This window comes from Novosphingobium sp., from assembly GCF_031424035.1.
Lineage (GTDB): Bacteria > Pseudomonadota > Alphaproteobacteria > Sphingomonadales > Sphingomonadaceae > Novosphingobium.
This window is the reverse complement of sequence record NZ_JANPGP010000048.1, coordinates 16,630-35,033: the sequence shown is the minus strand read 5'-3', so window position 1 is coordinate 35,033 and position 18,404 is coordinate 16,630. Positions and strand designations below refer to the sequence as shown.

Below are 18,404 nucleotides of genomic sequence, written 5' to 3'. Positions count from 1 at the left end.
GCTCGCAAGATGGAGCGCAAGCGTCTGGAACGCGACGGCGTAAAGTAAGCCTCAAAGGCTTGCTCCCAACATTGCGTTGGGCCAAAGGGGCGCGGAGCAATACCGCGCCCTTTTTGCATCTTGCACACAGGATCTGCCCATGACCGAGATTACCCGCGTTCCGCTCCAGCCCGTCGCCAAGGGCTCGGTGACCAAGATCTGGCTTGGCGCACTGGCGCTGGTTCTGGCCGGCGCCGGGCTCGCCTGGGGCACGACGCGCGGTTACGGTACGCTGGATGGCGGCGTGCAGGTGATCACGCTCAAGGCGGGTGAAGGCGATTCGCCCAAACTCAGCGACGTGGCGCTGGTCAACTACAAGGGTACGCTCAAGGACGGCACCGTGTTCGACGAGAACAAGCAGGTGCCGATGCCGCTGCAAGGCGTGATCCCGGGCTTTACCAAGGCGCTGTCTTCAATGCAGAAGGGCGGCAAGTACAAGGTCATGATCCCCGCTGCTTCGGGTTATGGTGACAAGGACAACGGTCCGATCCCGGCGAACAGCGATCTCTATTTCGATATCGAACTGCTCGGCTTCATGGATTTCCAGCAATTCCAGATGCAGCAGGCGATGATGCAGCAAATGCAGCAGCAGCGCGCCCAGCAGGGCGCTCCGGGCGGCGCTCCGGGTGGTCGGGGTCAGCGCGCACCGCTGCCGCCGGGCGCACCCGGTTCCGAACCGCAGCAGTAATTTCCACGCGTAGTAATTTTCAGCTAAAGGGGTCCGATCATGTCGGTCGATACCGCCACCGTGGCCAAGATCGCCGCGCTGGCCCGCATCAAGGTTTCCGAGGCCGAAATCGCGGCCATGGTGCCCGAACTCAACGGCATCCTCGCCTGGGTCGAACAGCTTGGCGAAGTCGACGTCACCGGCGTTGAGCCGATGACCGCCGTGATCGAAAACCACCAGCGCCTGCGCGACGACGTGGTCGGCGCCGATCCGCTCACCGGCGGCGGCGTGCGCGATGCCGTGCTGGCCAATGCCCCGGCGCCGGAACACGGCTTCTTTGGCGTGCCCAAGGTGATTGAATAAGATGACTGACCTTACCGATCTCGGCGTTGCCGCCATCCGTGACGGCGTCGCATCCGGCGACTTTTCCGCCGTCGAAGTGGCCGAGGCGTTCAACGCCAATGTCGCCGCAGCCGGCGCGCTCAATGCGTTCATCGTCACGACACCGGAAAAGGCCATTGAGGCCGCCAAGGCGACCGACGCGCGCCGCGCTGCCGGACAGGCGCTGGGCAAGATGGGCGGCGTGCCGATCGGCATGAAGGACCTGTTCGCCACCAAGGGCGTGCAGACCACTGCGGCCAGCCACATGCTCGAAGGCTTCACGCCCGAGTATGAAAGCTCGGTCAGCCAGAAGCTATGGGATGCCGGCGCGGGCATGCTCGGCAAGCTCAACCTGGACCAGTTCGCCATGGGTTCGTCGAACGAGACGAGCTATTTCGGCAATGTCATCAGCCCGTGGAAGCGTAATGATGGCGGCAACGCGGCGATGGCTCCGGGTGGCTCCTCAGGCGGTTCGTCCTCCGCTGTGTCCGCGCGGCTGTGCCCGGCAGCGACAGGGACGGACACCGGCGGTTCGATCCGCCAGCCCGCCGCTTTCACCGGCATTTCGGGCATCAAGCCGACCTATGGTCGCTGCTCGCGCTGGGGCATCGTCGCCTTTGCAAGCTCGCTCGATCAGGCCGGCCCGATGGCGCGCGACGTGCGCGACTGCGCGATCATGCTGGAGGCGATGGCCGGGTTCGATCCGAAGGATTCGACCAGCCTGAACATGCCGGTCCCCGAATGGGAAGCGGGCCTTTCGGGCGACATGCGCGGCAAGAAGGTGGGCATCCCCCGCGAATACCGCATGGACGGCATGGACGCCGACGTCCTCGCATCATGGGAGCAGGGCATTGCCTGGCTCAAGGATGCGGGCGCGGAGATCGTCGAGATCAGCCTGCCGCACACCAAATATGCGCTGCCGGCCTATTACATCGTCGCCCCGGCAGAAGCCTCGTCAAACCTCGCGCGCTATGACGGCGTGCGATATGGCCTGCGCGACCTGCCCGAGGGCGCCGGCCTGCAGGACATGTACGCCGCCACTCGCGCCGCCGGTTTCGGCCCCGAGGTCAAGCGCCGCATCCTGATCGGCACCTATGTGCTCTCGGCCGGTTTCTACGATGCTTACTACACGCAGGCGCAGAAGGTCCGCACGCTGATCAGCCGCGACTTTGCCGAGGCGTTCAAGCAGGTCGATGTGATCCTCGCCCCCACCGCGCCGACTGCCGCCTTCGGCCTTGGCGAAAAGACGAGCGATCCGCTGTCGATGTATCTCAATGACGTGTTCGCCGTGCCGGCATCGCTGGCCGGCCTGCCGGCAATGAGCGTCCCCGCCGGCCTGAACCGCGAAGGCCTGCCACTTGGCCTGCAGATCGTCGGCAAGGCGTTCGACGAGCAGGGCGTGCTGAACGCCGGTCTGGCGATTGAGCAGAGGGCGCAGTTCTCGGCCAAGCCGGAGAAGTGGTGGTAAGATGAGCAACTATCGCATCCAGGGCGCAACCGGCGAATGGGAGGTCGTGATCGGCCTTGAAGTCCACGCGCAGGTCACGTCGAATTCGAAGCTGTTTTCGGGCGCGGCAACCGCATTCGGGTCCGAGCCGAACAGCCAGGTCTCCCTTGTCGATGCGGCCATGCCCGGCATGCTGCCCGTGCCGAACCGCGAGTGCATTCGCCAGGCGGTGCGCACCGGCATGGCGATCGGCGCGCAGATCAACAAGTGGTCGCGGTTTGACCGCAAGAACTACTTCTATGCCGATCTTCCGCAGGGCTACCAGATCAGCCAGCTCTATCACCCCATCGTCGGCGAGGGTCAGGTCGAGATCGCGCTCGATCCCAAGAACCCCGAAGACGTGAAGGTCATCGGCGTCGAGCGCATCCATGTCGAGCAGGACGCCGGCAAGCTGATGCACGATCAGCACCCGACCATGTCCTACGTCGATCTCAACCGGTCGGGCGTGGCGCTGATGGAAATCGTCAGCCGGCCGGACATGCGTTCGCCTGCCGAAGCAGGGGCTTACCTGGCAAAGCTGCGCTCGATCCTGCGCTATGTCGGATCATGCGATGGCAACATGGATCAGGGCTCGATGCGCGCCGACGTCAACGTCTCCGTGCGCCGCCCGGGTGAGGAATTCGGCACGCGGACCGAGACGAAGAACGTCAATTCGGTGCGCTTCGTCATGGCCGTGGTTGAGAGCGAGGCCAACCGCCAGGTCGACGTGATCGAGGGCGGCGGCAAGATCGTGCAGGAAACGCGGCTCTACGATCCGGACAAGAACGAAACCCGTTCGATGCGCTCGAAGGAAGACGCGCACGATTACCGTTACTTCCCCGATCCGGACCTGTTGCCGCTCGAACTGGAAGACAGCTTCCTCGAGGAATGCCGCGCGTCGCTTCCCGAACTGCCCGACGCCAAGCGTCACCGCTATGAAAACGCGCTGGGCCTTACGCCCTACAACGCCAACGTGCTCACCAACGACGTCGAAACCGCGCGCTGGTTCGAGGCGCTGCTCACTGAGGCCGCCAAGGCATCCGGCAAGGGCGAGGCTGACGTGGCCAAGCAGGCGGCCAACTGGCTGATCTCGGAATTCTTCGGCGCGCTCAACAAGCTGGGCAAGAGCCTTGAGGACAGCCCGGTCGGCCACGAAGCCGCCGCCGGCCTGCTCGCCCTTATCACCGATGGCACAATCTCGGGCACGATCGCCAAGCAGGAGCTCGAAAAGATGTTCGAAACCGGTGACAGCGCGGGCGTGATCGTCGAGCGCGAAGGGCTCAAGCAGACCTCCGACACCGGCGCGATCGAAGCGGTGGTGGCCAAGGTCCTCGCCGACAATGCCGACAAGGTCGAGCAGTACAAGGGCGGCAAGGAAGCGCTGTTCGGCTTCTTCGTCGGCCAGACGATGAAGGCGATGCAGGGCAAGGCCAACCCCGGCGTGGTCAATGACCTGCTGAAGAAAGCGCTGAACTGAAGAGTTTTTACAAGCCCCCACTTGCGCAGCCTTGCTGATTGATTAGGCTGATGCGCGGAGGACTTGGGGGAACTTGCCATGAAATTCGGAAATTTGCGCGCCGCCGCGGCTTTCGCCGGTGCTTGCCTGCTTGCTGTCGCGCAGCCAGCACTCGCCGGAAACATCGTGCGCGATGGATTCTCCTTCCCGAAAGAGGGGGATGTAAAAATTGTCGTCTTCCGTCCCGACGTGGCAGTTGGCAGCCTTCGGGTTGGCGGGCTTGATGAACCCAACGCCGACTGGACGGACGCGGCCCGCACCAACATGAAGAAGGCTTTCGAAACCGCCGCCGAAGCGCGCGAGGCGAAGCTCGAGTATCTTGGCGATCCCGAAGGCGAAAACACCAAGCTGCTCGATGATTACCGCGGGCTGTTTCAGGTCGTTTCGAACACGGCGATGATGCACGGCATCTTCTTTGACAAGCTCCCGACCAAGCTGGTCAAGCAGGCCGATCCCAAGGCCAAGAAGAAGTACCGCATGGACTGGTCGCTCGGGCCCGAGGCGGCAAAGCTGCGCGAAGCGACCGGCGCGGATTATGCGATGTTCGTCTATACCAAGGATTCCTATGGCGATGCCGGCCGCAAGGTCGCGCAGTTGCTGATGGCGGGGCTGTTCGGCGCTTACGTTCCGGCGGGCGTCCACATTGGTTACGCAGGCCTCGTCGATCTGAAGACCGGCGATCTCGTCTGGCTCAACGCCGATATCGCCATGGGCGGCGATCCGCGTGATGCCGAGGGCGCGACCAAGCGCGTGTCGCAGCTGATGACCGGCTTCCCCAAGCGGAGCGCGCTCGCGCTGGAAGGCGTGGCCAAGTAACCGCGCCTGACGGGTCGCAGCCGTGCTGATCAGGCGCCTTGTTGCCGGACTGGTGTCCGCTGCGCTGCTGGTTCAACCAGTGGCGGCGCAGGTCAGCGCGCCTGCCGTGCATGCATCTGAGCCACAGGTTGCTCCGGCAATTGCGGGGGTAGAACCTGCCTATGTCCCGCAGGACAAGATGGAGCGCGGCCTGTGGATGCAGATGGACGATGCCGAGCGCGAGCTGAAACGCTCGCCGCTGGTCATCCGCGATCCCGAGCTTAACGCCTATGTCCGCTCTGTGCTGTGCCGGACGGTGGGCGCCGGCAAGTGCGCGCAGGTGCGCCTCTATCTGGTCCGCACCCCCGATTTCAACGCGACGATGGCCCCCAACGGAGTCATGCAGGTGTGGTCCGGATTGCTGCTGCGCACCCAGAACGAATCGCAGCTCGCGGCCGTGCTGGGCCACGAATATACCCATTACGAGAACCGCCACTCGCTCAGGCTGTTCCGCGAAATCAAGTCGAAGTCGGCCTCGGCGGCATGGCTGGCCTTCACCGGGATCGGCCTGATCGCCAGCTTTGGGCTGCTGGCGGACATGTTCAAGTTCAGCCGCGAAATGGAGCGCGAGGCGGACATGGGTGGGCTCGCGCTGATGGCCAAGGCGGGATACGACACGCGGGAGGCGTCCAAGGTCTGGCAGCAGCTGCGCGAGGAAATGGACGCCACGGCGGCGAACCGGCAGATCAAGTCAAAGAAGGACAAGTCCGGCGGCATGTTCGCCTCGCACCCGCCCACGGCAGAGCGCGTAGCATATCTGGCGGCGGCGGCGGCTGAACAACCCGGCGACCCGGCGGGCAGCGGCGCCGCATCCTATGCGGCAGCCATGGCGAAGGACTGGCCGGCCTTTGTCGATGACCAGATCAAGAACAACGATTTTGGCAGCGCCGAATATCTGATCACTTCGATGGCAAAGGCCGGCTGGTCGGACCGGCTGCTCTACGCCCGTGGCGAGCTTTACCGCCGCCGCGCCGGGGACGGCGATCTCGGCAAGGCGGCAGGCTATTACAGCGAGGCGATCGGTGCTGGCGGAACCCTGCCCGAATTGTGGCGCGGGCGCGGGCTGGCTCTGCTCAAGCTCGGCAAGGCCGAGGAAGGCAAGGCCGACCTCAACGAATATCTCAAGCGGGCGCCGGGGGCGTCTGACAAGGCGATGATTGCCATGATGGCGGGAGGAAGTTCATGAAGAAAATCACGGGGATTGCACTGGCATTGGCGCTGGTTACCGTGCCTGCCGGACAGGCGCTGGCCGGATGGAAGCTGGTCAGCCCGGCCAAGCCGACGACAATCGGCAAAACGTCACTCAGCGTGACGGCGGGCGAGGAGTGGAACCGCAACACATATCGTCCGATCAAGAAAAGTGAGCTGTGGACACTCGACGGAGTCGGTCTCAACGAGCTCTATTTCGTAACCGGGCTGATCGCCGGCGAGCCGCTGTACCGTGAGCTCGACAAGAAGAACAAGCCGCTGCCCAAGCTGGGCAAGGCGATGCAGCTGACTGATATTCCCGATTTCTTCGAAAGCTCGCAGCGCGTGGCCCTGAACACTTCGCTGTTCCAGCTGAGCGGCACCGAACCGATCAAGTTCGCCGGCGTGGACGGCGTGCGCTTCACTTACGAATATGCGGTGCAGGGCAACCCGATGAAGTACAAGGGCGTGGCCCAGGCCTCGCTGCTCAAGGGCCAGCTTTACCTGATCAGCTTCACCGCTCCGGCCATCCATTTCTACGACCGCGACCGCGCCCGCGCCGAAGCGATCATGGCCAGCGCGAAGCACTGATTTTCGTATCCGTCGCAAAATTCAGGGGCGGCTGGCAACGGCCGCCCCTTTGCAGTTGTGCCGGCTTTGTCGCAGCTATCGACCACGTCGATTGGAACCATGCCAATAAATCGTCAGCAGCGTTTTGCCGATCTGCTAGGGTTGATCACAAGGGGCCGTCGATCGAACTCCCAGCGCAGAGGCGGCTGGGCGGCGGCGGCTGTCCAGATGAATTGAGAGGGAGACCTATGAGCCGCATCAGCGAAATCCGCTATGTCGGATATGCCGTTACCGACCTTGAGGCGGAAAAGGCATACTACACCGAAAACTGGGGCCTTGATCCCGTGCCGTCCGACGATGGAATGGCCTGGTTCAAGGCGCGCGGGCACGACGAGCATCATGTCGTCCGTCTGCGCAGCGGTGACACGAACCGCGTCGATGTGATCGCCTGTGCTGCGGATAGCCGCGCCGATGTCGATGCGCTGGCTGACAAGGTCGCCGCTTCTGGCTGCAAGATCGTTCACGCGCCGCGTGACCTGACGACGCCGGGCGGCGGCTATGGCTTCCGCTTCTTCAATCCCGACGGCATGATGTTCGAGATTTCGAGCGATGTCGCGCGCGGCGAAGTCGCCGATGTTGCCCGCTGGGACGGTGTGCCGGTGAAGATCAGCCACATCGTCTTCCACTCACCCGATCATCACGGCCTGATGGCATGGTTCACCGACGTACTGGGCATGAAGGTGTCCGACTGGCTCGGCGATTTCATGGGCTTCCTGCGCTGCAATTCGGCGCACCACCGCATCGCCATCCTGCCCGGGCCGCCGTGCCTCAACCATGTCGCCTACGACATGACCGGCGTTGACGGCATGATGCGCGGCATCCACCGCATGAAGCAGGCGGGCAATGACATCGGCTGGGGTCCGGGGCGGCACACGGCAGGCAACAACACCTTCTCCTATTTCGTCACGCCTTGTGGCTTCACCACCGAATTCACCTCGGAACTGGAGGAGGTCGATTTCGAATCGCACCAGCCGACCACCTACACGCCCGCGCCGCTGGTAATGGACCAGTGGGGCATCGGCACTGGTGGTCCGCAGACCTTGCCGCATCCGGCGCCCAATCCGGGCCTGTTCGAAGCTGTGGAGGCCTGATCGATGGCGCTGTTTGAACCGTTCCCGAATTACATCTGGAATCTCTCGGTTTCGATCGCCATGGAAAATGGCGGCCGCATCGGTGAAATCATCGACATCATCGAGCCGCTGAAGGCCAAGGCTCAGGCCGGCGCGGACGCCAATACGCAGGACTTCATGGCCGAATGGGTCAAGATGGCCGACAAGCTGACCGGCCTCGCCCAGGAAGACATCGCGGCTGGCCGCATGTTCTCTGCCGGCAACAAGCTCAAGCGCTCGGCGATCTATTACCAGACGGGCGAGCGGATGCAGGCCCACGGTTCGCCCGGCCGCGCCGAGACTTATGACAAGGCGATCAAGAACTTCCTCAAGGGCACCGAACTTGCCGGCGATCCGGTCGAGCGCATCAGCATTCCCTATGAAGGCCCAAATGGACCAGCCGAAATCACCGGCCTGTTCCACAAGGCCCCGGTGGAAGGCCCCGCGCCGGTCGTGGTCTATTGCAACGGCCTCGATTCGATGAAGGAAATGCTGTGGATGGGGGGCATCCCCTATGCGCTGGCCAAGCGCGGCATCCACACGCTCTGCGTCGACCAGCCCGGCACCGGCGAGGCGCTGCGGCTGCAGGATCTGCCGGCCACGCCCTATTCGGAGCGCTGGGCCTCGGCCTATGTCGACTACCTTGAGACGCGCGCTGACGTGAACAAGGATGCGATCGGCATGACCGGCATCTCGCTTGGCGGGCACTTCGCTCCTCGTGCAGTTGCGTATGAACCGCGTTTCAAGAGCGGCGCGGCCTGGGGCGCAAACCACAACTGGCACGAAGTCCAGTACAAGCGCATGCAGCGCGAGGGTGAGAACCCCGTGCCGCATTACTGGGGCCACGTGTTCTGGGTGTTCGGCGCGACCAACATGGAAGACTTCCTCGAGAAGTCGAAGGACATGAACCTCAATGGCCACATGGACCGCATCAAGGTGCCGTTCCTCGTCACGCACGGGGTCAATGATCGCCAGATTTCACCCGACTACGCCAACCAGACCTATGACCAACTGGTCAATTCGCCGCGCCGCGAACTGAAATGGTTCACACCGCGTGAAGGCGGGGTCGAGCACGTGGGTGCCGACAACCACGCCTTTGCCATCGATTACATCGCCGATTGGTTCGCCGAGACGCTTGGAGGAAAAACCGCATGACCCGCCGCTATGTCGACCTGTCGATGACGCTCAGCAACGACGTGATCAGTGATCCGCCGTTCCTCAAGCCGACAATCACCTATGAAACCCACGATGAAACCCGGCACGAGCTGGAAAAGTTCTTCCCCGGCGCCGACATCGACAACATGATCGGCGGCGATCCGTTCTGCGCGTCGGAATGGGTCAAGCTGACCACGCACAGCGGCACGCACGTCGATGCGCCGTGGCACTATCACGCGCAGCAGGATTCCGGCCTGCCCGGCGGCGCGCGGCCTTCGCAGACGATCGACGAAATGCCGCTCGAATGGTTCTTCAACCGCGGTGTGAAGCTCGATTTCCGGGAAAAGGCTGACGGCTATGTCGTTACGGCTGCCGATATCGAGGAAGAGCTGAAGCGCATCGGGCATGAGCTGCAGCCACTCGATATCGTCGTGGTCAACACGGCGGCGGGCATGGCGCTGGCCAATCGCGATCCGGCCTATGTCAGCCGCGGTGCGGGCGTCGGTTACGAAGGTACGATGTACCTTCTGGAACGCGGCGTGCGCGTGACGGGTACCGATGCCTGGTCATGGGATGCACCGTTCGTTCACACCAAGGCGGAAGTCGAGAAGACCGGCAACCCCAAGCTGATCTGGGAAGGCCACCGCGCTGGCCACGACATCGGCTATTGCCACATCGAGAAGATGCACAACCTCGAGGCGATCCCCTCGACCGGATTCATGATCTCGTGCTTCCCGGCCAAGGTCGAGAAGGCCTCGGCCGGCTGGACGCGGGCCGTGGCGATCTTCGAAGATTGAGAGTAACCGTCAACCGGCGGGGATGCCAAATCCCCGCCGCAGGGCGTTCAGTTTGACGTTTTCGAACCAGGTGCCGAGCGGCGCCTTGGCCATCATCGCAATTCCGTCAAAGCCGTGGAATGCACCCGGCACGACGATCAGCTCTGCCGGAACCCCGGCATTATTGAGCCGCTGCGCGTAATCAATATCCTCATCGCAGAACAGGTCGAGCGTGCCGACGCCGATGAAGGCAGGCGGCAGGCCCTTCAGGTCAGCCATGCGCGCTGGAACCGCGTATTTCGGTACCTTGGAACCACCGGGCTTCGCGCCGAGAAAAGCCTCCCAGCCAAAGTGGTTCTGCATCGGCGTCCATACCAGTTGGCCAACCCAGGGCTGGACCTTGCGGGTGGTGCCGGTGCGATCGTCAAGCATCGGGTAGATCAGGCACTGGAAGCAGATCGGCACTTCGCCCCGGTCGCGCGCCACCAGCGCCAGCATGGCTGCGTGGCCGCCGCCCGCGCTTTCGCCCAACACGGCGATGCGGGCAGGATCCGCGCCGATGGATGCCGCATTGGCATGGAGCCATTTGAGCCCCGCGTAATTGTCCTCGATCGACCCGGCATAGGTGGTTTCCGGCGCGAGCCGGTATTCCACGGTGACGATCACGCAGTCGAGCTTGACCGCGAGCTCCTGCATTTGCCGCACGGAGGATTCGGCTGATCCGATGATGTAGCCGCCGCCATGCGTGTGCAGGATCGCCGGGCGGCGGGAGCCGGGCCTGGCGTTGATGACATAGATGGCAACGTCGGGATGCGGTTTGCCGACCGGGACGACCTTGCGTTCGAATGGAACGGACTTCAACGGAGTCATGTCGCCAAAGGGGAAGGGTTTGCGCAATTGCGGCAGGTTTTCGCGCGTCCAGGTGGGCATGGATCCGAACATCGCTCCCATACGCTTGGCGATTTCGCGCAGTTCGGGATGGATCATGCGCATGTCCAGCGCGGCGGGCGGTGCGGACGTTGCCGCTTGGGCGATGGAGGGAGCTAAGCTCAAACCGGCCAGTGCGGCGCTGCCGGCCAACAATTCGCGCCGATTGAAGTCGGTCATGCTTTTATCCCCTCACAACTACAGATGCCGATTGGCCTTACCAGATGGCTACCAAGCCGTGGCCCCCGCGTCCACAGCGATATTTGCCCCGGTCACATAACGCGCCTCGTCGCTCGCCAGCCAGACTGCGCACCAGGCGATGTCCTGCGGTTCGCCAAGTATTTTGAGCATGTTCTTGGCCAGCACGCGGTGTTCGAACGACGGGTCAGCGGCGAGGTGCTGCGCCGTCGCGGCAGTGCGGATGAAGCCGGGGGAGATGTTGTTGGCGCGCACACCGTGCGAAGCACCTTCCATCGCCAATTGCCGCGTCATGGCGAGCACGCCGCCCTTGCCGGCACAATGCGCCAGCGCGGGGGAGCCTTCGAGGGCATGGGCGGCATTGGCCGAGGCAAAGTTGATCACGCTTGCCCCGGCGCTCGCCCTGAGCAAAGGCCATGCCGCGCGGGCGGCGAGGAAGACGATGTCGAGTTCGCCCGCCAGCGTGGCCTTCCAGTCGGCGTAGGACAGGTCCTCGATCCAGTCGAACACGGCAAATGCGGCGGCGTTGACCAGCACGTCGATGTGGCCGTATTTCGCCCCGATGGCCGCGAACAGCGCGTTCACCGCAACTTCGTCAAGCAGGTCGCATTCGGCCCGGTCGATGCCGATCACCGTCGCGCCTTCGGCGGCAAAAAGCTCCGCGCAACCGCGCCCGATACCGCTTGCCGCGCCAGTGACGACTGCCACCTTGCCCGCAAGCCGGTCAGGCAAGGACAGGGGCCTTGCGCGTCATGCCGAACCCGGCGAGCAGCGCGCCGATCAGCGCGGCAGCGGACAGCACGCCAAAGGCCGGGAACAGGCCGCCTACCTGCTTACCGGCAAGAGTGACGACAATCGGGCTGATAAACTGGCCGAGCGTGAACGCCCCCGTCCAGATGCCCGCGCCGCGTCCGCGCATCTCGAAGGTCAGCAGGCTCATCGCCCAGACCAGCAACGTGGGCAGCAGCATCCCCGCGCCAAGCTGGTTGATGAAACAGCCGATCAGGAAGCCGGTTGTCTCACCGGCCCTCGACATCAGCAGGAAGCCGACCGCGAGCATACCGAATTCGATGGCGAGCAGGCGGAACACCGGCCAGCGGCCGACGCGCGAATAAATCCAGGTGCCCAGCACGACACCGATGCTGGCGATCGAGGTGAGGAAGCCGGCGCGCGCCGGGTCCGTCACGCCCAGTTCGTGCAGCCCGACCGACGACTGGATCTGCACGGTATAGAACAGCACCGATCCGAAGACGGTGACCGCGACGATGCCAAGCATCTTGGCCGTGGGAAACCCGGCCCAGCTGGCGTGGTGCGGTGCCTTTTCCGCCACATCGCCACCATCGCGCTCCGATGGCTCCCAGGTGTAGGCCAGCACAAGCGCCAACATCAGCAGCGCCGAGGAATAGACCCAGAACGGGGTGCGCCAGCCGAACTGGCCCAGCTGACCGCCAAGGTTGAAGAAAACCAGCGCCGACATCGAAGCGACCGCGGTTTGCCCGGCCAGCCACTTGTCGCGCGCCGCTCCGGCGAAATAGTCGCCGATCATCGTCGTGGTCAGGACCATGATCAGCGCTTCGGCCAGCCCCACGCCGATGCGGCTGAGCAGGATCGCCGTGATGTCGGTGAGGAACACCGGGGCGACGCCAACGAGCGCATAGGCGATGAACGACCACAACAGCAGCCGCCGCCGTCCGAACCAGTCCCCCAGAATCCCCGCCACGGGCGAGAACAGCGCAACGCAGAGCGCCGGCACGGTAAGGATCATCGGCACCCAGTAATCGAAGCCTGGAATCGCCGAATATTCGGCCAGCATCTGCGGCAGGATCGGGGCGAGCAGGACGATCGCCATGGTCGACAGCGTGATCGGCAGCAACAAGGATAGCCCGGTCATGAAACCGGGGTCGCGGTGCTTGTCCATGTGTCCCTTTCTCCTCGGCCCCGCATTTGCGGTCGCCGTTACGCCGTCATCATTATCGAGCGTCAGTATGGCGCGTTGAGCCGCCCGAGTGCACCTTCGATCATGCCGGCGATCTGGCCGGGATTGCCATGGTCCAACTGGAGCTGGCCGATGGCGACGCTTGATTCGATCACGTCGCGGCAGCGGTCAAAGCGGCGTTCCTCGTAAGCGGCGAGCGCAGCTTCGACCGAGCCGTTCTTCGCCAGTTCCTCGGCCAGCACGATGCCGCTTTCCACGGCCATACCCGCGCCCGACGCAAGGTGCGGAGTGGTGGCGTGGACGGCATCGCCGAGCAACACGACGCGGCCGATCGACCACGGGCGCGGCTGGATTGCAGCGGCGAGCGGGCGGTAATTGATCCAGTCGGCGCGGGTCATGTTGTCTCGGATCCAGCCGGCATTGCCGCCGAAGGGCCCAAGCAGGTCCTTCATCGTCGTGAACAGCTCTTCGTCGTCCATGAAGCTTTCGCGCGGCACGTGCGGGGTCAACAGGAACAGGTAGACCGCGTCCTGACCGCAGATAGTGATGCCGCAAGGATTGTCGCTGCCAAAATAGAACTCGCCCATGTCCTGTTCGGGCGGCTTGCGGATCGAGATGCGCCAGCAACCCTGACCGGTCTCGACCGGTTCGGCCATGTGCGGGAAGGCGAGTTTGCGCACGCTGGAGAATACGCTGTCGGCGCCGATAACCAGATCATAGCGCCCATTGGTTCCGTCCGAGAATGCGACGTTGACGCCTTCGCCTTCGGTTTCGAGCGAAGTGACCGTCAGGCCGAGCCGGACAGAGATGTCCAGTTCGCGCACGCGGTCCTGCATGATGCGATGAAGGATCGGGCGCATAATGCCGCCAGTGGCCGGCAGGCCTTCCTCGATCTCGGGCTCGTCGAGCACGCGCAGGATCTGGCCATTGAACAGCCGCACGCGCGAAGCGCCGGTGGTGACCGCGCCTTCCGACTTGATCCGGTCAACCAACCCAAGGTGCTTGTAGGCGCGCAGGGTGGGGCCAGTGATGGTGATGCCGGCGCCATAGACGCGCCAGTCCGCGTCAAGATCGATCAGATCAACCGCGACTCCGCGCTGGGCGAGACTGATTGCCGTCGCCATTCCCCCGATGCCGCCGCCGACGATCAGCGCGCTGGCAATACTCCCGATCTTTTCTTCGTTCATGAGCTATCCCTAGCGATGCGTGCGCAGGAGACAAACCCGAAGCATCGATAGGTTTGCATCCATAAATTCGGCGCGTGTTTTGCAGGCACGCGGGATATGCCTCCGGACCAGAAGTGCAACATGCGCTCAGGGGAGGATTATCTTATGCGCTCGTTCCTAGTTTCCACGTCCGCGCTCGTCGCGATCGCCATGGCTGCTCCGGCCTATGCCCAGAACGCCTCCGAGACCGAAGACAACGGTTCCGAAATAATTGTTACCGCCCGCAAGTTCGAAGAACGTCTCGTCGACGTGCCCGTTCCGGTGTCGGTCACGACCGCCGAGCAGCTTGGCCGCGATCAGGTTTATTCGGTGACTGACCTGCAGCGGGTGACCCCCGCGCTTGAAATCAGCCAGACCTCGGGCGGCGAAGTCAATGGCGGCGCCCGGCTGCGCGGCCTTGGCACAGGCGTGTTCAACGCCTCGGTTTCGCCTTCGGTGGCCTTCATTGTTGACCAGGTGCCGCAGGGCAACCTGACCTTCCCGATCCTGTTCGACATCGGCCAGGTCGAAGTGCTGCGTGGTCCGCAAGGCACGCTGTTCGGCCAGGGCGCATCGGCCGGCGTGATCAATATCTCGACCGTAGAACCTTCGACGTCAGGGATCTCGGCGTCTGGCGGGATCGATTTTGCCGACAAGGGCACCGCCGGTTCGGAAGTGGGCGAACTCACCATGCGCGGCGCATTCAACCTCCCGCTTGGCGACAAGGCGGCGATCCGTTTTGCCGCGCACTACAAGCGCGAGCTTGGCCTCCAGCGCAACACCGCGCTGGGACTGGACAACGACATCCGCGAACTGGGCCTGCGCGTGCGGGCGTTGATCCGGCCGAGCGACACGGTGAAAATCGTGATCAACGGCGAATATGCCCGCCAGCGCTCGCGAGGCTGGAACTTCTTTGCCATTGCCACCACGCCGAACGCGACCAACCTGATCGATCCCGATGGTCCGGGACCCGCTCCGACCCTGCCGGTTTCGGTGTTCTCAACCGGCGATTTCACCAGCGCGACGGGCTGCAAGATCCCGGCAATCACGGCTCGCGCCGAATTCTATTGCGAAGACACGCAGGCATCGCTGACTAACGAAGCCGCTGGCGTTTCCACGGTCATCGATGTCGAATTGTCCGATGCCGTGACGCTGACTTCAGTCACCGCCTATCGCGAACTCGACCGTGAGACCGAAACGGTCAACTTCTCGCGCCGTCTCGGCGTGGGCGCGCGCAACGAGAATATTGAGGGTGAATCGCGCCAGTTCAGCCAGGAACTTCGCGTGGCCTACGATTCCGAAGCTCTCAAGCTTGTCGTCGGCGGCCTCTATTCCGGCTTCCGTCTGCGCACTACGCCAATCGACAACACGCTGCCCTTCGGAAACGCGGCGCTCGGCAAGCGCACCGGCTTCAGCGTCTGCCAGAACGCCGGCGCCTTCTGCGTCGTCCCGGTGGCACTGACCTATGAAGACACGAAGAACAACACGCTTGCTGCTTTTGCCGATGCGACCTTCTCGCTCACCGAGCAGCTCGATCTGTTCGGCGGCATCCGCTACACCGATTACAGCAACACCACGGGCGTCGGTAACAACACCAATTACGCCACGCGCGTGCAGAAGATCGACGACAACAACCTGTCGGGCCGCGTTGGCCTGAGCTTCAAGCCGAACACCGATACTACGCTGTTCGCGTCTTATGCGCGCGGCTACAAGCCGCCGGCCATCGTCGTGCCGACCATTGCCACCGACCCGGTGACAGTGCTCAAGCCCGAGAAGGCCGATGCCTTTGAAATCGGAGCGAAGATGCAGATGGGCCGCATGCAGCTTTCGGCCAATGCGTTCTATTCGAAGGTCAACAACTTCCAGACTCAGTCGTCGGTGTTCAACACTGCGGGCGCGCTGATCTCGGTGACGCAGAACATCTCCAACGTCACCTCGAAGGGCTTTGAACTGGGCATTTTTGGTCAAGTGACTGACCAGATCTCGATCAACGCCGGCTATCAGTTCAATGATGTCCGCTTCCCCACGGGCTTTGTCGGCAATGATGGCATCAGCCTTGCAAACACGCAGTTCCTCAATGCGCCGAAGCACAAGTTCACCTTCTCGGGCGAATTCGTGCAGCCGATGGGCGGCAATCTCGAACTGTTCGCCAACACCAACGTCGTCTGGAAAAGCGCCGTGCTGCTCGCGCAGTATGGCAATCCGGCCTATCGCTATCCCGCCCATGCCATTATCAACGGCGGCTTCGGCCTACGCGATGCGGACGGCAAGTGGACCCTCTCGGTCTTCGCCCGCAACCTGACCAAGCAGCGCGAACCGACTGCCTATCTGGCCAGCGACTTCGCCGGTACGCCCGATGGCGGCATCCGTGCATGGCCGGCTGCGGGCCTCACCGCGCGGGTGGTCGGTGTCTCGGCCGGCTTCAAGTTCTGATCGTTTGAAGTGGGCTGCAACCCTTGCGGCTATGGCCGGGCTGGTCCTTTCGACCGGCCCGGCTTTTGCCGCTTCAGGTTGCCCGGCGCTGCGCTGGGTAACGCTGGGCACGGCGGGCGGGCCGATCCCCACGCCTGAACGGGCCGAGCCGTCCAACCTGCTGATCGCCGGTGAACAACACATCCTTGTCGATACGGGGGATGGCGCGGTCAACCAGCTGGCAAGAGCCGGAGTGGCGCAGCAGCGGATTTCCGTCGTCTTTCTCAGCCACCATCATCTGGATCACACCGGCGGCCTGCCCGCCGTGATCGGCCTGCGCTGGATGAACAACATTCCCGGCAAGCTGAAAGTCTACGGCCCGCCCGGGACGCGCGAGATTGTCGATGGGGCGCTACTGGCCATGCAGCCGCAATCGCGCGTCGGCTTTGGGTTGGGTGCCAAGTCGCCGTCGCCGGCAAGCTCGGTCGAAGTCATCGAACTGACGGATGGCTCACAGGTAGGCATCGGCGGGCTGAAAGTTACCGTCGCCGCCAACAGCCATTTCGACCATCCCGGCCCGAAGCAGGCCAGTGAGCCACTGTCGTTCAGCTACCGCTTCGATCTTGGCCCCCGGTCGATCACCTATACCGGCGATACCGGGCCAAGCGATGCAGTGACCCGGCTGGCCAAGGGCAGTGACATGCTGGTCAGCGAAGTGATCGCGCTCGAACCCATCGTCGCCCAGATCCGCGCAAGCCGGCCGGACATGAGCGAAGACCTGTTTGGCCAGATGCGCAAGCACTTGTCCACGCATCACATCACCGCCGCCGATATCGGGACGATGGCCGCGAAGGCCGGGGTGGGGCGCGTGGTGCTGACCCACTTCGCCACGCCGCCGGGGCCGATTGCGCGCTTTGCCAAGCTGTTCCGCGCCGACATCGCCCGCAATTATCGCGGGCCGGTTGCCGCGGCGCAGGACCTCTCCTCTTTCGAAGTGGCTTGCCGGTGACGATCCTCGTAACCGGTGCCGGCGGCTTCGTCGGGCGTGAACTGGTGCATGGCCTGCTCGCGGCCGGCAAGATCGTGACCGGGCTTGATACCATGGCCAGCGGCATTCCGGCAGGCGCGCGGGCGGTTGCGGGCGACCTGGGCGATGTGGCGGTGCGGGCGGATGCCTTGAGCGGCGTGGAGATGGTCGTCCACCTCGCCACGGTGCCCGGCGGTGCGGCTGAGGCCGATCCCGCCGCCTCGCGCCGGATCAACGTCGATGCCATGTACGACCTGATGCTCGAAGCGGCAGCGGCGCAGCCCGGTCTGCGCTTTGTCTATGCCAGCTCGATTGCGGTCTATGGCGATCCACTGCCGCCGCAGGTCGATGATGACACGCCGCTCAGCCCGAAGATGATCTACGGCGGGCACAAGGCGATGATGGAACACGCCGTCGCCATGTTCTCCAACCGCGGCCTGATCGACGGGGTAACGGTGCGTCTGCCCGGCATTCTTGCCCGCCCCAAAGGGCCGAGCGGCATGAAAAGCGCCTTCATGTCCGACCTGTTTCATGCGCTGGAGGCAGGTGAGGCATTCACTTGCCCAGTCTCCGCTGCAGGCATGATCTGGGCGCAATCAGTGGCTCGGTGCGGGGCGAATTTCGTTCATGCGCTGAGCCTCGACAGCGCGCTGCTGCCGACCGGGCGCGCGGTGACCCTGCCGGCGCAGCGCGTATCGATGGGTGCGCTGGCCGGGGAGATCGCCCGCCAATGCGAGGTTGATCCGGCTCTGGTCACTTATGCTCCCGATGCCGCGCTGGAAGCCGCATTCGCCGCGCAGCCGCCGCTGGCGACCCCGGCTGCCGAAAATGCCGGTTTTGCACATGACGGCGATCTTGCTACACTGGTCACCAGTGCCCTGGCGACCCTGTCCTAAA

The 18,404-nt window shown here is 63.7% G+C and carries 17 protein-coding genes; 13 read left to right on the top strand and 4 right to left on the bottom strand.

The window, feature by feature from the left end:
- Positions 1-139 precede the first annotated feature (139 nt).
- From RMO89_RS07380 to RMO89_RS07335, 10 genes are all read left to right on the top strand, one after another.
- Positions 140-727: an FKBP-type peptidyl-prolyl cis-trans isomerase gene (locus RMO89_RS07380; RefSeq protein WP_310532203.1), complete on the top strand. Its 588-nt coding sequence runs from the start codon at positions 140-142 to the stop codon at positions 725-727.
- A gap of 39 nt (positions 728-766) precedes the next feature.
- Positions 767-1,069 carry an Asp-tRNA(Asn)/Glu-tRNA(Gln) amidotransferase subunit GatC gene (gatC, locus tag RMO89_RS07375; protein ID WP_310532201.1) on the top strand — a complete coding sequence of 101 codons (303 nt, stop codon included), beginning with the start codon at positions 767-769 and terminating at the stop codon, positions 1,067-1,069.
- Position 1,070: 1 nt separating this feature from the next.
- A complete protein-coding gene (gene gatA, locus RMO89_RS07370) occupies positions 1,071-2,555 on the top strand; it encodes an Asp-tRNA(Asn)/Glu-tRNA(Gln) amidotransferase subunit GatA (RefSeq protein ID WP_310532199.1) in 1,485 nt (494 codons plus the stop codon).
- Position 2,556: 1 nt separating this feature from the next.
- Positions 2,557-4,050 (top strand): Asp-tRNA(Asn)/Glu-tRNA(Gln) amidotransferase subunit GatB, encoded by a 1,494-nt coding sequence (gene gatB, locus RMO89_RS07365; protein ID WP_310532197.1) that lies wholly within the window; start codon positions 2,557-2,559, stop codon positions 4,048-4,050.
- A 78-nt stretch (positions 4,051-4,128) separates the two neighbouring features.
- A complete protein-coding gene (locus tag RMO89_RS07360) occupies positions 4,129-4,905 on the top strand; it encodes a hypothetical protein (RefSeq protein ID WP_310532195.1) in 777 nt (258 codons plus the stop codon).
- A gap of 22 nt (positions 4,906-4,927) precedes the next feature.
- The gene (locus RMO89_RS07355; protein WP_310532193.1) at positions 4,928-6,130 is read left to right on the top strand and encodes a M48 family metalloprotease; all 1,203 of its coding nucleotides are present in this window, start codon (positions 4,928-4,930) and stop codon (positions 6,128-6,130) included.
- The gene (locus RMO89_RS07350; RefSeq protein ID WP_310532192.1) at positions 6,127-6,723 is read left to right on the top strand and encodes a hypothetical protein; all 597 of its coding nucleotides are present in this window, start codon (positions 6,127-6,129) and stop codon (positions 6,721-6,723) included. The genes RMO89_RS07355 and RMO89_RS07350 overlap by 4 nt, the downstream gene beginning before the upstream one ends.
- A 227-nt stretch (positions 6,724-6,950) precedes the next feature.
- Positions 6,951-7,853 (top strand): VOC family protein, encoded by a 903-nt coding sequence (locus tag RMO89_RS07345; protein WP_310532191.1) that lies wholly within the window; start codon positions 6,951-6,953, stop codon positions 7,851-7,853.
- A gap of 3 nt (positions 7,854-7,856) precedes the next feature.
- The gene (locus RMO89_RS07340; protein ID WP_310532190.1) at positions 7,857-9,026 is read left to right on the top strand and encodes a prolyl oligopeptidase family serine peptidase; all 1,170 of its coding nucleotides are present in this window, start codon (positions 7,857-7,859) and stop codon (positions 9,024-9,026) included.
- The gene (locus tag RMO89_RS07335) at positions 9,023-9,823 is read left to right on the top strand and encodes a cyclase family protein (protein ID WP_310532189.1); all 801 of its coding nucleotides are present in this window, start codon (positions 9,023-9,025) and stop codon (positions 9,821-9,823) included. Before RMO89_RS07340 ends, RMO89_RS07335 begins: the two co-directional genes overlap by 4 nt.
- Positions 9,824-9,832: 9 nt before the next feature.
- Here RMO89_RS07335 and RMO89_RS07330 read toward each other — a convergent pair whose 3' ends face one another.
- The 4 genes from RMO89_RS07330 to RMO89_RS07315 form a co-directional block, all read right to left on the bottom strand.
- Positions 9,833-10,909, bottom strand: a complete 1,077-nt coding sequence (locus RMO89_RS07330; protein WP_310532188.1) for an alpha/beta hydrolase — start codon at positions 10,907-10,909, stop codon at positions 9,833-9,835.
- A 48-nt stretch (positions 10,910-10,957) separates the two neighbouring features.
- Complete coding sequence (locus tag RMO89_RS07325) at positions 10,958-11,659, bottom strand: SDR family oxidoreductase (RefSeq protein WP_310532187.1); 702 nt, start codon at positions 11,657-11,659, stop codon at positions 10,958-10,960.
- Entirely contained in the window at positions 11,652-12,845 is a 1,194-nt protein-coding gene (locus RMO89_RS07320) for an MFS transporter (RefSeq protein WP_310532186.1), read from the bottom strand. Before RMO89_RS07320 ends, RMO89_RS07325 begins: the two co-directional genes overlap by 8 nt.
- Positions 12,846-12,907: 62 nt before the next feature.
- Positions 12,908-14,050 (bottom strand): FAD-dependent monooxygenase, encoded by a 1,143-nt coding sequence (locus tag RMO89_RS07315; RefSeq protein ID WP_310532184.1) that lies wholly within the window; start codon positions 14,048-14,050, stop codon positions 12,908-12,910.
- A gap of 144 nt (positions 14,051-14,194) precedes the next feature.
- Here RMO89_RS07315 and RMO89_RS07310 point away from each other — a divergent pair, with 144 nt between their 5' ends.
- Genes RMO89_RS07310 through RMO89_RS07300 form a run of 3 tightly spaced genes read left to right on the top strand, consistent with a single transcriptional unit; the run spans position 14,195 to position 18,403 of the window.
- Complete coding sequence (locus RMO89_RS07310) at positions 14,195-16,501, top strand: TonB-dependent receptor domain-containing protein (RefSeq protein ID WP_310532182.1); 2,307 nt, start codon at positions 14,195-14,197, stop codon at positions 16,499-16,501.
- Positions 16,502-16,532: 31 nt separating this feature from the next.
- Positions 16,533-17,489 carry an MBL fold metallo-hydrolase gene (locus RMO89_RS07305; protein WP_310532181.1) on the top strand — a complete coding sequence of 319 codons (957 nt, stop codon included), beginning with the start codon at positions 16,533-16,535 and terminating at the stop codon, positions 17,487-17,489.
- Complete coding sequence (locus RMO89_RS07300) at positions 17,486-18,403, top strand: NAD-dependent epimerase/dehydratase family protein (RefSeq protein WP_310532180.1); 918 nt, start codon at positions 17,486-17,488, stop codon at positions 18,401-18,403. The genes RMO89_RS07305 and RMO89_RS07300 overlap by 4 nt, the downstream gene beginning before the upstream one ends.
- Position 18,404 lies beyond the last annotated feature (1 nt).

What these genes read in the sequence shown, in the direction of transcription:
- RMO89_RS07380 (WP_310532203.1), top strand. Translation starts at nt 140, where the DNA reads ATGACCGAGATTACCCGCGTTCCGCTCCAGCCCGTCGCCAAGGGCTCG.
- gatC (WP_310532201.1), top strand. Translation starts at nt 767, where the DNA reads ATGTCGGTCGATACCGCCACCGTGGCCAAGATCGCCGCGCTGGCCCGC.
- gatA (WP_310532199.1), top strand. Translation starts at nt 1,071, where the DNA reads ATGACTGACCTTACCGATCTCGGCGTTGCCGCCATCCGTGACGGCGTC.
- gatB (WP_310532197.1), top strand. Translation starts at nt 2,557, where the DNA reads ATGAGCAACTATCGCATCCAGGGCGCAACCGGCGAATGGGAGGTCGTG.
- RMO89_RS07360 (WP_310532195.1), top strand. Translation starts at nt 4,129, where the DNA reads ATGAAATTCGGAAATTTGCGCGCCGCCGCGGCTTTCGCCGGTGCTTGC.
- RMO89_RS07350 (WP_310532192.1), top strand. Translation starts at nt 6,127, where the DNA reads ATGAAGAAAATCACGGGGATTGCACTGGCATTGGCGCTGGTTACCGTG.
- RMO89_RS07345 (WP_310532191.1), top strand. Translation starts at nt 6,951, where the DNA reads ATGAGCCGCATCAGCGAAATCCGCTATGTCGGATATGCCGTTACCGAC.
- RMO89_RS07340 (WP_310532190.1), top strand. Translation starts at nt 7,857, where the DNA reads ATGGCGCTGTTTGAACCGTTCCCGAATTACATCTGGAATCTCTCGGTT.
- RMO89_RS07335 (WP_310532189.1), top strand. Translation starts at nt 9,023, where the DNA reads ATGACCCGCCGCTATGTCGACCTGTCGATGACGCTCAGCAACGACGTG.
- RMO89_RS07330 (WP_310532188.1), bottom strand. Translation starts at nt 10,909, where the DNA reads ATGACCGACTTCAATCGGCGCGAATTGTTGGCCGGCAGCGCCGCACTG.
- RMO89_RS07320 (WP_310532186.1), bottom strand. Translation starts at nt 12,845, where the DNA reads ATGGACAAGCACCGCGACCCCGGTTTCATGACCGGGCTATCCTTGTTG.
- RMO89_RS07315 (WP_310532184.1), bottom strand. Translation starts at nt 14,050, where the DNA reads ATGAACGAAGAAAAGATCGGGAGTATTGCCAGCGCGCTGATCGTCGGC.
- RMO89_RS07310 (WP_310532182.1), top strand. Translation starts at nt 14,195, where the DNA reads ATGCGCTCGTTCCTAGTTTCCACGTCCGCGCTCGTCGCGATCGCCATG.
- RMO89_RS07305 (WP_310532181.1), top strand. Translation starts at nt 16,533, where the DNA reads ATGGCCGGGCTGGTCCTTTCGACCGGCCCGGCTTTTGCCGCTTCAGGT.